Origin of the sequence: Pseudomonas sp. Sample_14 (assembly GCF_004307515.1) — a bacterium.
In the GTDB taxonomy this organism is placed as follows: domain Bacteria; phylum Pseudomonadota; class Gammaproteobacteria; order Pseudomonadales; family Pseudomonadaceae; genus Aquipseudomonas; species Aquipseudomonas atacamensis.
This window is the reverse complement of the sequence record NZ_RCOC01000050.1, coordinates 2174-16027: the sequence shown is the minus strand read 5'-3', so window position 1 is coordinate 16027 and position 13854 is coordinate 2174. Positions and strand designations below refer to the sequence as shown.

Sequence of the window (13854 nt, the reverse complement as noted above, 5' to 3'; positions counted from 1 at the left end):
AAGCGGAGTACCACAGATGGCGTTCTTCACCGCAGCCAGCAAAGCCGACTTCCAGCACCAACTGCAAGCGGCACTGGCGCAGCACATCAGTGAACAGGCACTGCCACAAGTGGCGCTGTTCGCTGAACAATTCTTCGGCATCATTTCCCTGGACGAGCTGACTCAACGTCGTCTCTCCGACCTCGCTGGCTGTACTCTCTCTGCGTGGCGCCTGCTTGAGCGCTTCGATCACGCGCAACCGCAAGTGCGTGTCTACAACCCCGATTACGAACGCCACGGCTGGCAGTCGACCCACACCGCGGTCGAAGTGCTGCACCACGACCTGCCATTTCTGGTCGACTCGGTGCGTACCGAGCTGAACCGTCGCGGCTACAGCATTCACACCCTGCAGACCACCGTGCTCAGCGTACGTCGTGGCAGCAAGGGCGAATTGCTGGAAGTCCTGCCAAAAGGCAGCACCGGCGAAGGCGTCCTGCACGAATCGCTGATGTACCTGGAAATCGACCGTTGCGCCAACGCGGCCGAGCTGAATGTGCTGAGCAAAGAGCTTGAGCAGGTGCTCGGTGAAGTGCGCGTCGCCGTCGCTGACTTCGAGCCGATGAAAGCCAAGGTGCAGGACATCCTCACCCAGCTCGACAACAGCGCCTATCCGGTCGATGCCGACGAAAAGAACGAAATCAAGAGCTTCCTGGAATGGCTGGTGGGCAACCACTTCACCTTCCTCGGCTACGAAGAGTTCGTGGTTACCGATCAGGCCGATGGCGGCCACATCGAGTACGACCAGAATTCCTTCCTCGGCCTGACCAAACTGCTGCGCACCGGTCTGACCTACGAAGACCTGCGCATCGAAGACTACGCCGTGTCCTACCTGCGCGAACCGACCCTGCTGTCGTTCGCCAAGGCTGCGCACCCGAGCCGAGTACACCGTCCGGCTTACCCGGATTATGTGTCGATCCGTGAAATCGACGCCGACGGCAAAGTCATCAAGGAACACCGTTTCATGGGCCTGTACACCTCCTCGGTGTATGGCGAGAGCGTGCGGGTCATCCCGTTCATCCGCCGCAAGGTCGAAGAAATCGAGCGCCGCTCCGGCTTCCAGTCCAAGGCTCACCTGGGCAAGGAACTGGCGCAGGTCCTCGAAGTGCTGCCGCGTGACGACCTGTTCCAGACCCCGGTCGACGAACTGTTCACCACCGTGATGTCGATCGTGCAGATCCAGGAGCGCAACAAGATCCGCGTGTTCCTGCGCAAAGACCCGTACGGTCGCTTCTGCTACTGCCTGGCCTACGTGCCGCGCGACATCTATTCCACCGAAGTCCGCCAGAAGATCCAGCAAGTGCTGATGGAGCGCCTGAAGGCTTCCGATTGCGAATTCTGGACCTTCTTCTCGGAATCCGTGCTGGCCCGCGTGCAGCTGATTCTGCGCGTCGATCCGAAGAACCGCCTCGACATCGACCCGGTACTGCTGGAAAAAGAAGTGGTCCAGGCCTGCCGCAGCTGGCAGGACGACTACGCCGCACTGACCGTCGAGAGCTTCGGCGAAGCCCACGGCACCAACGTGCTGGCCGACTTCCCGAAAGGCTTCCCGGCCGGTTATCGCGAGCGTTTCGCTGCGCATTCGGCCGTGGTCGACATGCAGCACCTGCTGAGCCTCAACGAAAAAAATCCGCTGGTGATGAGCTTCTATCAGCCGCTCGGTCAGGTCTCCGGCCAGCGCGAGCTGCATTGCAAGCTGTATCACGCCGACACGCCGCTGGCGCTGTCCGACGTCCTGCCGATTCTGGAAAACCTCGGCCTGCGCGTACTGGGTGAATTCCCGTATCGCTTGCGCCACACCAACGGCCGCGAATTCTGGATTCACGATTTCGCTTTCACCGCCGCCGAAGGTCTGGACCTCGATATCCAGCAACTCAACGACACCCTGCAAGACGCGTTCGTGCACATCGTGCGTGGCGATGCCGAGAACGATGCGTTCAACCGTCTGGTGCTGACCGCCGGTCTGCCATGGCGCGACGTTGCACTGCTGCGTGCCTACGCCCGTTACCTGAAGCAGATTCGTCTGGGCTTCGACCTGGGTTACATCGCCAGCACGCTGAACAACCACACCGACATCGCTCGCGAACTGACCCGGTTGTTCAAGACCCGCTTCTACCTGGCGCGCAAGCTCGGCAGCGACGATCTGGAAGACAAGCAACTGCGTCTGGAACAAGCGATTCTGACCGCGCTGGACGATGTTCAGGTGCTCAACGAAGATCGCATCCTGCGTCGTTACCTCGACCTGATCAAAGCCACCCTGCGCACCAACTTCTATCAGACTGACGCCAACGGCCAGAACAAGTCGTACTTCAGCTTCAAGTTCAACCCGCATGCGATCCCTGAGCTGCCGAAGCCAGTGCCGAAGTTCGAAATCTTCGTTTACTCGCCACGCGTCGAAGGCGTGCACCTGCGCTTCGGCAACGTTGCCCGTGGTGGTCTGCGCTGGTCCGATCGTGAAGAAGACTTCCGTACCGAAGTGCTCGGCCTGGTAAAAGCCCAGCAAGTGAAGAACTCGGTCATCGTGCCAGTGGGCGCGAAGGGCGGCTTCCTGCCGCGTCGCCTGCCACTGGGCGGCAGCCGTGACGAGATCGCGGCCGAGGGCATCGCCTGCTACCGCATCTTCATTTCCGGTCTGTTGGACATCACCGACAACCTGAAGGACGGCGCCCTGGTGCCGCCGGTCAACGTCGTGCGGCATGACGACGATGACCCGTACCTGGTGGTCGCGGCGGACAAGGGCACTGCAACCTTCTCCGACATCGCCAACGGCATCGCCATCGACTACGGCTTCTGGCTGGGTGACGCGTTTGCCTCCGGTGGTTCGGCCGGTTACGACCACAAGAAAATGGGCATCACCGCCAAGGGCGCGTGGGTCGGCGTACAGCGCCACTTCCGCGAGCGCGGCATCAATGTTCAGGAAGACAGCATCACCGTGGTTGGCGTCGGCGACATGGCCGGCGACGTGTTCGGTAACGGCCTGTTGATGTCCGACAAGCTGCAACTGGTCGCTGCGTTCAACCACATGCACATCTTCATCGACCCGAACCCGAACCCGGCGACCAGTTTCGTCGAGCGTCAGCGTCTGTTCGACCTGCCGCGTTCGGCCTGGACCGACTACGACACCAGCATCATGTCCGAAGGTGGCGGTATCTTCTCGCGCAGCGCGAAGAGCATCGCGATCTCGCCGCAGATGAAAGAACGCTTCGACATCCAGGCTGACAAGCTGACCCCGACCGAACTGCTCAACGCCTTGCTCAAGGCGCCGGTGGATCTGTTGTGGAACGGCGGTATCGGCACCTACGTCAAGGCCAGCACCGAAAGCCACGCCGATGTCGGCGACAAGGCCAACGATGCACTGCGCGTCAACGGTAACGAGCTGCGCTGCAAAGTCGTGGGCGAGGGCGGTAACCTCGGCATGACCCAACTGGGTCGTGTGGAATTCGGTCTCAATGGCGGCGGTTCCAACACCGACTTCATCGACAACGCCGGTGGCGTGGACTGCTCCGACCACGAAGTGAACATCAAGATCCTGCTGAACGAAGTGGTTCAGGCTGGTGACATGACCGACAAGCAACGCAACCAGTTGCTGGCGAGCATGACCGACGAAGTCGGCAATCTGGTGCTGGGCAACAACTACAAGCAGACTCAGGCCCTGTCCCTGGCGGCGCGCCGTGCCTACGCGCGCATCGCTGAGTACAAGCGTCTGATGAGCGATCTGGAAGGCCGTGGCAAGCTGGACCGTGCCATCGAGTTCCTGCCGACCGAAGAGCAACTGACCGAGCGCGTCGCTGAGGGCCACGGCCTGACCCGTCCTGAGCTGTCGGTGCTGATTTCCTACAGCAAGATCGACCTGAAAGAGCAGTTGCTGGGCTCGCTGGTGCCGGACGACGATTACCTGACCCGCGACATGGAAACGGCGTTCCCGCCGACCCTGGTCAGCAAGTTCTCCGAAGCCATGCGTCGTCACCGTCTGAAGCGCGAGATCGTCAGCACCCAGATCGCCAACGATCTGGTCAACCACATGGGCATCACCTTCGTGCAGCGACTCAAAGAGTCGACCGGCATGAGCCCGGCGAACGTGGCTGGCGCTTACGTGATCGTGCGCGACATCTTCCACCTCCCGCACTGGTTCCGTCAGATCGAAGCGCTGGACTATCAGGTTTCCGCTGACGTGCAGCTGGAGCTGATGGACGAGTTGATGCGTCTGGGCCGTCGCGCCACGCGCTGGTTCCTGCGTGCCCGTCGCAACGAGCAGAACGCTGCCCGTGACGTCGCGCATTTCGGTCCGCACCTGAAAGAGCTGGGCCTGAAACTCGACGAACTGCTCAGCGGTGAAATCCGCGAGAACTGGCAGTCGCGCTATCAGGCGTATGTCGAAGCCGGTGTGCCGGAATTGCTGGCGCGTATGGTTGCGGGCACCTCGCACCTGTACACGCTGCTGCCGATCATCGAAGCCGCCGACGTCACCGGGCAGGACCCGGCCGAAGTGGCCAAGGCTTACTTCGCCGTGGGCTCTGCGCTGGACATCACCTGGTACCTGCAACAGATCAGCGCTCTGCCGGTGGAAAACAACTGGCAGGCTCTGGCCCGTGAAGCGTTCCGTGATGACGTCGACTGGCAGCAACGGGCGATCACCATCTCCGTCCTGCAACAGGGCGACGGTTCCCAGGAAGTGGAAGCACGCCTGGCGCTGTGGATGGCCCAGCACGAAAGCATGATCGAACGCTGGCGCGCCATGCTGGTGGAAATCCGTGCTGCGAGCGGTACGGACTACGCCATGTACGCGGTGGCTAACCGTGAACTGCTGGATCTGGCGTTGAGCGGGCAAGCGATCGTGCCTGCGATCACTGCGAATGCCGAGCTTGAACTGGCGTAAGTAGTGGCTGAATGAAGAAGCCCCGCTCTCGAAAGAGGCGGGGCTTTTTCTTGTCTGTCATTCAGAGCGTCTCGGCGCAGCGGAAGGCGAAGCTACCAACGCCGTCGGCACGGGGCAGGGATGTTCCGGTTACGACAATCTGATTGTTCTGAATAGCAAGGCCTCCCGCCATGTCGAGCACGTCGGTCAGATTGATCACCAGCACACCGTCGTCGGCAAAATCGCGATCCGGAGCGCCGTCCGATTTGAACTGGGCAATGACGATTTCGGAGTCTTCTTCGCCGTGGGTGCTGGAAAGCAACACGATGTGTACGCCTTCTCGCAGCGTGCCAGCAGTCCATTGGATGCCGAAAGGCGCATCGGAATAGGACGTCAGGACTGGCCTCCCTTCATTGAAGTCGCTGGCGTATTTGCCATTTCTGTCGACACAAACCAGGACGCCCCTGTGAACAAGATCCTCCGAGGTGGCGCTACCGATGCCGAGGATGTTGCCATCAGGCATTTCCACCAGTTGGTTGATCTGACTGAGCTTGTCCAGGCGGTCGAACAGGGCAAAACCGTTATCGCCAAAGCTGCTGACAGGCTTACCTGCGGCGTCGAAGAGGGCGATCATTGCGCCGTAGCGGTCTTTACGTGAAACGTAACCTGCGATGGCGAATTTGCCGTCCTGCAGCCGGATCAGTGAGCCAGCCCACGTGGAATTGTCCAGGTATCGAATCGTGATGTAACCCTGTCCTTGGCCAAAGGAAGTGTCCAGAGCCCCGTCGCTATGCAGCCTGATCAAAAGACCGTATTGGTCATTGGGGGAATATTGATGATTGCTCAGGACCATCAGTTTTCCGTCGGCCAGTTCAATGGCATGGCCACTGTAATCGGATGCCGTAATGCGTTTTTGTCCCGGTGCTGCCTCGGAAGGCGTGAGGGCGGGCAACGGAATCTGGCTGACGATGACCACGCCGTTGTCGCCAAATCCGCTCTCGGGCGTTCCGTCATTGCGAAACATTGCCAAGCAGCGCTGTGGTCGTGCGTATTCGTGTAGGACAAAAGCACCCTGAAGCAACAGATTGTTGTTCTTGAGGATGCTGATGCTGCCACCCGTGGATTTATAGCCCTGCGCGAAAACCCCGGTCGCCACGCCATCCCGGGCAAACGAAGCGTCCTGTGTGCCATCAGGCTTCAACCGCACAATGGCGAACTTGTTGCCCGCACTGGCGGCGATCAGCAGCTTGCCGTCCGCCGCGACGGTAACTGCGTTGGCGAAGCCGTTTTCCTGATCGGGATATTCAAACCAGGTGAGGCCATTTTTGTTGGGGCCGAAAGTGGGGTCCAGGTTATGCACGGCAGTGTCTTTGACTTCAGTCATGGTCAGCTCCTCGAATACGCTGTTTTTGCGTAAAGCGATCAGTCGATAGAGACCGGCAAATCAACGCAGTGCTGGTATTTGGGAAGCTTTCGGTCGCGCTGTCCACTGTCAGACCTGACAGTGGACAGCGGGGGATGATTGTGGATTTGGAAGGGATGGCCAGTCTTGGCGGGGATTTAATGTCTGAGGGGTTTTGTGGTGTCTGGTCTGACGCCTTCGCGAGCAGGCTCGCTCCCACAGGGATTCGCATTCCAAATGTGGGAGCGAGCCTGCTCGCGAAGAGGCAGTTACATCAGTACAACCTTTGAGTTGGTTTACCCTCGAGCATCGACACTTTCTCCCCCGGCCGCACAACCAGATTACTCAGCGAACGGTCAAACTCGCGCAACGCCGCCAGCTGCAATTCCTCCTGCTGATTGATATCCGCGACGATCTCTTCCGAGCGCTTGAAGTCCGCCCACACCGGCGTCAGTTCCCGCGCCTGCGAGCCCTTCGCCGTGCCGATGTAGTTCAATTGCGCATCGTAAAAATCAGCACTGACATCCGCGCGGATATCCGAGCTGCGCGAGGTGATCAGTTGGCTATGGGTATCGACGATCGCCACCACATCCGGCCTGGCCGCGCGCAGGCTTTGCATGTCCGGGTACACCGTCACCGAGCCGAACTGGCGTTGCAGCGAAGCGTTGACCCACTCCACCGCCCGATCCGGGCTGGAGCTGGCAACGTAGGCGTCGTGGATCGGTTGCACCAGCAGGCTCTGACCAAAACCGGTGCCGGCCTTGGCCTGATACTCGCGCAAGTATTGGCGATTGGCCTGGGTGCCGGGGCTGTAAATCACCCCCAGCGAGACGCCGGGACCGCTGTTGACCTGAGTAGCACTGCTGCGACCGGTCGGGTGCGGCAGCAGCGTGTCGAGGGATGACACGGCTTGCGGAGCAGTGGGAACAGAGCAGGCAGAGAGCATCAAAACGGAGATCGCCAGCAGGGCGGGAAGCGCAGGTTTCATGGTGTTTCTCCCGTGAAACAAGGTCTGTCGATGAGTGTGCACGGGCCGAAGATATCGGCGGATATTCAGGGTAAACCTGCCGGCCTGACCGTTGGCTGAATAACCTTTGCGTGGTTAGTTTTATTGGCTTTAAGCGTTTGCAGTTAATGCCGCGACGCAATAAAAAAGGCGCAAATGCTCGATTCGCGCCTTTCGTTTATGGCTGATCAGGCAGCCATCAGTTTTCCAGCGGGATCAGCACCTGCTCATCCGGGGCCAGCACCATGAACACCAGCAACTTGGCCGGCTTGGTCGAACTGGCGTTTTTCGACACCAGATGCTCGGAACCGGCCGGCTCGTACCAGAACTGGCCCTTCTTGTAAGTGATCGCTTTTTCGCCCTTGACCTGTGAAATCACCTCGCCGTCGAGCACGTAAGCCATCGCCGTACCCTCGTGTTTGTGCGCGATCGAGGACTGCCCGGGCTGGTAGTCGACTTCGATCATCATGGCTTTTTTGCCGGGGGCGTTTTTCAGCAGTTGTTCCTGCAGAACGGTGATTTTTTCGGATGGATCGTGGGCCATTGCCGAAGCGGAGAGGCTGAAGACGAGGGCGGCAGCGACGAGGTGCAGGGCTTTCATGGCGGGTTACCTGTGATGGTTGGGGTGTGCTCACAGTAGGCCGCAATGGGGCCGGTTCAAACGGCCAATATTCGCAAAGATCAGGTGACCAATTGGCCTCGGAAGGATTTCAGTGCGGCGCAAATCGCCTTCGCGAGCAAGCTCGCTCCCACAGGTTCTGCGGTTGCTCACCCGTCTTGTGAACAACAAATAACCCTGTGGGAGCGAGCTTGCTCGCGAAGAGGCCGGTTCAGACGATGGGGAAGCTGTTGAAATCGACGCTATTGGCCAGGCGGCTGTCGATCAGGTCGATAAACCCCTGTGCCTCGGGCCGGTTGAAATGCGCCTGCATCGCCGCTTCCGACTGCCAGCGCGCGCTGACCGTCCAGCGGTGGCTGTCCTCGGGACAGCGGTCGACCAGGTAGGAATCGCAGCCCGGGGTTTCGCGCAGGGTGTCGACGATCTTCTGCAATTGCTTGCCGAGCTCTTCCGAGCGGCCCGCAACCGCCTTGACCTCAACCGTGTTGATCACTTCGTTGGACATTGCTCACACTCCTGAATCAGGCCGGACGAATCCTGCTCATTGAGGGATAACGCCTGTGCAGAATAGGCCTGCCGCCGTGAATCACCAATAACCAATCGGCGGTAAAAGCCTTATACCAACGGCTCATGACAGCTGTTCGAGGATGTCGCGCAGGCGATCGAGGGCGATGTCGATGTCGAGGGTTTCGATGGCGCCGAAGCCGAAATACAGGCCTTCTTTCGCCGGCTGCTGGTAGTAGAAACCACTGATCGCATACAGGCCGACCTCGACCTTTTTTGCCAACTCGATGACCAACGGCAAATCGATCGGCACCTTGCAGAACACCGCCATGTGAAACCCGGCACTGGCCGGCACGGCTTGCAGCCATGGCGCCAGATCCGTCGCCATGCGCTCCAGGATGCGTTCGCGGCGTTGCGCGTAGATCGTGTGGCAGCGGCGGATGTGCTTGAGCAGGCAACCTTCGGCGATGAACTTGGCCAGCGCCCATTGCGGCAGGGTCGAGGCGTGCAGATCGGTCAACTGCTTGGCGCGAATCACCGCTTCGATGATCGACGGCGGCAGGATCGCGTAGCCCAGGCGCAACTCCGGCAGCAAGGTTTTCGAGAAGGTGCCGACGTAGGCGACGATACCGCGCTGATCGAGGTTGTACAGCGAATCGGTGGGCCGGCCCTCGTAGCGGAATTCACTGTCGTAATCGTCTTCGATGATGATCGCGCCGAGCTCATAGGCACGGGCAAGCAGGGCCTCGCGGCGCGCCTGACTCATCGCCATACCCAGCGGAAACTGGTGCGACGGCGTGACATAAATCAGCCGCGTGCCATCGGGAATCTGCTCGACCTGAATACCCTCGGCATCCACCGGCACCCCGACCACTTCGGCGCCGTGTGTGCCGAACAGCAAGCGTGCGGGTGGATACCCTGGATCTTCCATCGCCACCAGGTCGCCCGGGCGGGTCAGTACCCGGGCAATCAGATCCAGCGCCTGTTGCGCGCCGTTGCACACCACGATGTCCTCGTCCTGACAGTTGATACCGCGAGAAAAGGCGATGTGCCGGGCGATCGCATTGCGCAGCGCCGGCAAGCCTTCGGCGACGCTGTAGAAGCCTTTCGACTGCGCCATCTGCCGCATCGCATGGGCGACGCAGCGGCGCCAGTCGTCGTGTGGGAACTGGCCTTTGCTGGTGGCGCCACCGATGAAGTCGTAGCGCAGCGAACCTTCCAGCGTCGGGTGACGGAGGAACACCGGCAGATTGCGCCAGCTCTCGATCACCTCGGCACTGGCCAGCTCGGTGTGGCTCTGCTTGCGCTGCACCTGCGCCGGGCGGGCGTTGACATAGGTGCCTTTGCCAATCACCCCGGTGAGGAAATTTTCGTAGGTCAGCTGCGCATAAGTGTCGGAAATGGTCTTGCGCGAGATGCCCAATTGCTCGGCCAGCAAGCGACTCGGCGGCAACTGCGTACCCGCCGCCAGTCGCCCGGATTCAATCGCCGCGCGCAGCTGCTGATACAACTGACCGGTGAGATCCTTGCGGCCGTTGATCACGACATGAAGTTCCATACCGACGAGGCTCCCGGGTGTTGAGTGAAGTGTCGGTCAGATTAGCGTTGTTGGGCTTTTGGCAGTAGTTGCGTGGAGTAAAAACCGCAAATTGGCGCAAGTCCCTGTGGGAGCGAGCCTGCTCGCGAAAGCGGTGGGTCAGTTACCTGATCGTTCCCACGCTCCGCGTGGGAATGCAGCCATGGACGCTCCGCGTCCACTGTGACGCAGAGCGTCACGGGAGGCGTTACCACGCGGAGCGTGGGAACGATCAGCGCGTAAAGGTAGGGTGGCAGTGGTGTAGCCGAAATTCGTGGAATTGGGGCTGTAACACAGCCTGCACAGCCCGTACCGTGGACTCATCATTCCGCCTGCCGAGAGCCGCGCCATGTCCCTGCGTCTGGATTACTACAACGCGTCGCCCAAGGCGATGAAAGCGATGCTTGCCATGGAGGCACTGACCGCCAACCTGAGTATCGAAGCGCCGCTGCTGCAATTGATCCGGATCCGCGCTTCGCAACTCAACGGCTGCGCATTCTGCACTGACATGCATTCGGTGGACGCGCGGCGGGCCGGGGAAAGTGATCGGCGCCTGTATGCGGTCGCGGTGTGGCGCGACAGCAACTTCTTCAACCCCCGCGAACGCGCGGCGCTGGCCTGGGCCGAGGCGGTGACGCTGTTGGCCGAAAGCCACGTGCCGGATGACGTCTACCAGCAAGCGCGCGAGCAATTTGATGAAGGTGAACTGGTGGACCTGACGGTTGCGGTCAGCACCATCAACAGCTGGAACCGCCTGGCCGTCAGCTTCCGCCAGACCCCGAGCGATTGAGTTGCGTCGTAAAAACAAAACGAGAGAAAGAAGAGGTACACGCCGATCGTTCCCACGCTCCGCGTGGGAATGCCTCAAGGGACGCTCCGCGTTCCAATGGGACGCAGAGCGTCCCGGGCTGCATTCCCACGCAGGAGCGTGGGAACGATCAGTCCTTCACTGCGGCGGTCGCTGCGGTTTCACTGATGTGCCAAACGTATTGCCCATCCGCGTACTGGTCGCGGCCGGGGTCGCCAGCCCTACCTGATTCGGCGCGCGCTTGTGCACCGGCACATTCAACGCTTCCATGTTCTTCTGCGCCGCCGCCGCGCCGTCGGGGTTGTTGCCCATTTGCTGGCTCAGGCAATCGTAATTCGGCGCCTTGTAACCGCCAACCGTGACCTCGACACAGCCCAGAGGCTCCTCCGCCTGCGCCGCGCCCACCGTCATCAGCAAGACCCACATCCACCGCGTTTTCATGTCCGCCTCCTGGCCCGCCCGAATGGGCCGCTCTGGGCTTTGAGTCTAGTGCAAGCGCGGCGCAAAACCCGTGATGGTTTTTTTGCACCGCCCGTCATACCAGAGTCATAAATGCCCCGCAGGATAGCGATTTTCAGGGGTGCGCCAGTCGTGCAGCGAGGCAGTTCGCGGATCAGTCTTCAGCGCTCGGCGACGCTTGTGCGCCGCGCGGGTCTGGGGTGGCTGCTCGGTCTGCTGACCTGCGCGGCCAATGCTGATCCGGCAGCGGCGGACATGCGCATGACCTTGCACATCCCGGCGCAGGAACTCGCCCGGGCGCTGGATCAATACAGCCGCGCCACCGGCGTCGCGGTGTTGGTCGACAGCCAGTTGAGCCGGGGCCGTCGCTCCCTCGCCGTGGATGGCGAATTCACCGCCGCCGATGCCTTGCGCCACCTGCTCGGCGGCACCGGGTTGATGGCGCGTTACGCCCGCGCCGACGCGTTCACTCTGCAAGCGGCGCAGGTGGAAGACCTGCCAGTGCCGACGGACAAACCCACGCCGGCCGCTGTCGCGGTCAACCGCAGTTATGCGACGGCGGTGCAAGCGGCGATCGAGCGCAAGCTGTGCCGCTCGCCGCTGACACGGCCGGGCAGTTATCGCGCGGTGTTGCAGGTGTGGGTCGGGCGCGACGGCGTGGTGCAGCACAACCGGTTGGTCACTTCGACCGGCGATGTACGGCGCGATAACGCGCTGGTGGAAAGTTTTCGCAACCTCACAATCGATCGGCCGACGCCCAGCGCCTTGCGCCAGCCGGTCACGTTGCTGTTGTTACCGGAGTCGTCAGGGAAGCGCATGGAATGCACGAGATGGGAAGGAGTTTCCGGGGGATGAAAGACGCCGGACAAAGCGTGATGGGCCAGCTGTTCCTCAGCTCCTACGAGGATTTTCGCGTGCGCCTGCGCCGCCGCCTCGGCTCCGAGGACCTGGCCAATGACGTGCTGCACGAGACCTGGCTGCGGGTCGATCGCATGGAAACCCCGCCGAACCTGCTCAAGCCCAACGCCTACCTGTATCGCATGGCCCTCAACATCGCCGCCGACCGCCGTCAGGCCGATGCGCGCCTGCTCACCGGCACCGAAGTCGAGGAACTGCTGCAACTGGGCGACGAAGCCCTCGACCCGGCGCGGGTGGTCGGTGGGCAAAAGGAGATGCAGGCCCTGCTCAGCGCCTTGTACGAACTGCCCGCACGGCGTCGACGGATCTTCATCGCCGCGCGGCTGGAAGAGGCGCCGCACCTGGAAATCTCCCAGCGTTTCGGCATTTCCACGCGCATGGTTGAAAAGGAAATCAAAGCCGCGTTGGGCTTCTGCGCAGCGAAACTGGAAAGAAAAGTGTTTCAGCGGTTCGGTCGCGGGGCCGGAAAACCGTCTAGCGAATAGTGACCCGATTAATCCGTTGAGAATTTGCGCGTTTGAACATCTTTCGACTGAAACCCGCCGAGCATTCGGCCACCGAGTTGCTGCACAGCGAAGCCCAAGACTGGCTGATCCTGCTGACCTCGGGCCGCGCCACCGTCGCCGACGCCCGCGCCCTGCGCGAATGGTGCGCGCAAAGCGGCGAACATGCCCAGGCGTTCGAAGAAGCCAAGCGGCTGTGGCATCACCTGCAGCCGGCCGCCGAAGCCGTGCAGGGCCGACGCAGCTTCGGTCGACGGGCATTCCTCGGCGGCGCGATTGCCGCGTCCGCCGCATTCCTGCTGGTGCGCGGCACGATTCCCGGTGGCTTCGAAGGGCTGGGCGCCGACTACATCACCGAAGTCGGCCAACAGCGCCGAGTCGAACCGGCGCAAGGCGTCAGCCTCGAACTCAACACCCAGACCCGCATCAACCAGCGCAGCGTCGAGAACGGCGTGCAGGGCTTTGAACTGGTCAGCGGCGAAGTCGAAGTGCAAACCGCACGCCTGCCACTGGCGATGCAGGCCGGGGCAGGGTGGTTGCGCGCCAGTCAGGCGCGCTTCAACCTGCGCAACACCGACCAGCAAGTCTGCGTGACCTGCCTCGACGGCGCGGTCGACGTCGCCATCGACGGCCGCAACCTGCGCCTCGAAGCCGGCCAGCAAGTCACCTACGACGCACGGCAAATCGGCAACGTACAAACCGTCGACACCGCCGCCGTGATGAACTGGCGCCAACAAGTGCTGGTGTTCAACGGCGCGACCCTCAGCCAGATGATCGACGAAATCAACCGCTACCGCCCCGGCATGCTCCTGCTGCTCAACCGCGAACTCGGCCAACGCCGCGTCCAGGCCCGCTTCAACCTCGACCAACTCGCCGGCGTCGCCCTGCTGATCCGCGACGCCTACGGCATCAAATGCACCGAACTGCCCGGCGGCGTGGTCGTCCTCAGCTAACTACCTGCCACACACAGATCCCCTGTGGGAGCGAGCCTGCTCGCGAAAGCTGTTTCCCAGCTGACCAATATCTTCCGGTCGCACTCGACCCCTGTGGGAGCTGGCTTGCCAGCGATGACGGCCTAACAGCCCACCAACCTGCAACTGACCGCCCCCAACCCAATTGTGGGAGCGAGCCTGCTCGCGAAAGCGGTTGCCCAGCTGACCAATATTTT

At 61.3% G+C, this 13854-nt stretch carries 11 protein-coding genes; 5 read left to right on the top strand and 6 right to left on the bottom strand.

The window, feature by feature from the left end; all coding sequences use genetic code 11:
- Window positions 1-16 precede the first annotated feature (16 nt).
- Complete coding sequence (locus D8U61_RS11400; RefSeq protein WP_130926950.1) at window positions 17-4912, top strand: NAD-glutamate dehydrogenase; 4896 nt, start codon at window positions 17-19, stop codon at window positions 4910-4912.
- A gap of 61 nt (window positions 4913-4973) precedes the next feature.
- On the opposite strand, the gene D8U61_RS11395 is transcribed toward D8U61_RS11400, so the two are convergent.
- The 5 genes from D8U61_RS11395 to D8U61_RS11375 all read right to left on the bottom strand — a co-directional run bounded on the left by D8U61_RS11395 (window position 4974) and on the right by D8U61_RS11375 (window position 9980).
- A complete protein-coding gene (locus D8U61_RS11395; RefSeq protein ID WP_130926949.1) occupies window positions 4974-6275 on the bottom strand; it encodes a hypothetical protein in 1302 nt (433 codons plus the stop codon).
- A 292-nt stretch (window positions 6276-6567) separates the two neighbouring features.
- Window positions 6568-7281: an ATPase gene (locus tag D8U61_RS11390; RefSeq protein WP_130926948.1), complete on the bottom strand. Its 714-nt coding sequence runs from the start codon at window positions 7279-7281 to the stop codon at window positions 6568-6570.
- Between the two features lie 217 nt (window positions 7282-7498).
- Window positions 7499-7900, bottom strand: coding sequence for a cupin domain-containing protein (locus D8U61_RS11385; RefSeq protein ID WP_130886983.1), 402 nt, complete (start codon window positions 7898-7900; stop codon window positions 7499-7501).
- 229 nt (window positions 7901-8129) lie between these two features.
- Window positions 8130-8423, bottom strand: coding sequence for a putative quinol monooxygenase (locus D8U61_RS11380; protein WP_016774982.1), 294 nt, complete (start codon window positions 8421-8423; stop codon window positions 8130-8132).
- A gap of 123 nt (window positions 8424-8546) precedes the next feature.
- Window positions 8547-9980 (bottom strand): PLP-dependent aminotransferase family protein, encoded by a 1434-nt coding sequence (locus D8U61_RS11375; protein ID WP_130926947.1) that lies wholly within the window; start codon window positions 9978-9980, stop codon window positions 8547-8549.
- Window positions 9981-10347: 367 nt separating this feature from the next.
- On the opposite strand from D8U61_RS11375, the gene D8U61_RS11370 reads away from it, so the two are divergent.
- Complete coding sequence (locus D8U61_RS11370) at window positions 10348-10788, top strand: carboxymuconolactone decarboxylase family protein (protein ID WP_071172671.1); 441 nt, start codon at window positions 10348-10350, stop codon at window positions 10786-10788.
- A gap of 156 nt (window positions 10789-10944) precedes the next feature.
- Here D8U61_RS11370 and D8U61_RS11365 read toward each other — a convergent pair whose 3' ends face one another.
- On the bottom strand, window positions 10945-11232 hold the full coding sequence (locus D8U61_RS11365) for a hypothetical protein (protein WP_225914458.1): 288 nt from the start codon (window positions 11230-11232) through the stop codon (window positions 10945-10947).
- 165 nt (window positions 11233-11397) lie between these two features.
- On the opposite strand from D8U61_RS11365, the gene D8U61_RS11360 reads away from it, so the two are divergent.
- From D8U61_RS11360 to D8U61_RS11350, 3 genes are read left to right on the top strand one after another with little or no spacing between them, the layout of a single operon-like run.
- The gene (locus D8U61_RS11360; protein ID WP_071172670.1) at window positions 11398-12120 is read left to right on the top strand and encodes a secretin and TonB N-terminal domain-containing protein; all 723 of its coding nucleotides are present in this window, start codon (window positions 11398-11400) and stop codon (window positions 12118-12120) included.
- A complete protein-coding gene (locus D8U61_RS11355) occupies window positions 12117-12668 on the top strand; it encodes an RNA polymerase sigma factor (protein WP_122698125.1) in 552 nt (183 codons plus the stop codon). Before D8U61_RS11360 ends, D8U61_RS11355 begins: the two co-directional genes overlap by 4 nt.
- Before the next feature lie 32 nt (window positions 12669-12700).
- Window positions 12701-13639, top strand: a complete 939-nt coding sequence (locus tag D8U61_RS11350) for a FecR domain-containing protein (RefSeq protein WP_130926946.1) — start codon at window positions 12701-12703, stop codon at window positions 13637-13639.
- The last annotated feature ends 215 nt before the right edge of the window (window positions 13640-13854 follow it).

Bases quoted from the DNA above. Each gene is read 5' to 3' on its own strand.
- D8U61_RS11400 (WP_130926950.1), top strand. From the start codon at position 17: ATGGCGTTCTTCACCGCAGCCAGCAAAGCCGACTTCCAGCACCAACTG.
- D8U61_RS11365 (WP_225914458.1), bottom strand. From the start codon at position 11,232: ATGTGGGTCTTGCTGATGACGGTGGGCGCGGCGCAGGCGGAGGAGCCT.
- D8U61_RS11380 (WP_016774982.1), bottom strand. From the start codon at position 8,423: ATGTCCAACGAAGTGATCAACACGGTTGAGGTCAAGGCGGTTGCGGGC.
- D8U61_RS11355 (WP_122698125.1), top strand. From the start codon at position 12,117: ATGAAAGACGCCGGACAAAGCGTGATGGGCCAGCTGTTCCTCAGCTCC.
- D8U61_RS11385 (WP_130886983.1), bottom strand. From the start codon at position 7,900: ATGAAAGCCCTGCACCTCGTCGCTGCCGCCCTCGTCTTCAGCCTCTCC.
- D8U61_RS11370 (WP_071172671.1), top strand. From the start codon at position 10,348: ATGTCCCTGCGTCTGGATTACTACAACGCGTCGCCCAAGGCGATGAAA.
- D8U61_RS11390 (WP_130926948.1), bottom strand. From the start codon at position 7,281: ATGAAACCTGCGCTTCCCGCCCTGCTGGCGATCTCCGTTTTGATGCTC.
- D8U61_RS11375 (WP_130926947.1), bottom strand. From the start codon at position 9,980: ATGGAACTTCATGTCGTGATCAACGGCCGCAAGGATCTCACCGGTCAG.
- D8U61_RS11395 (WP_130926949.1), bottom strand. From the start codon at position 6,275: ATGACTGAAGTCAAAGACACTGCCGTGCATAACCTGGACCCCACTTTC.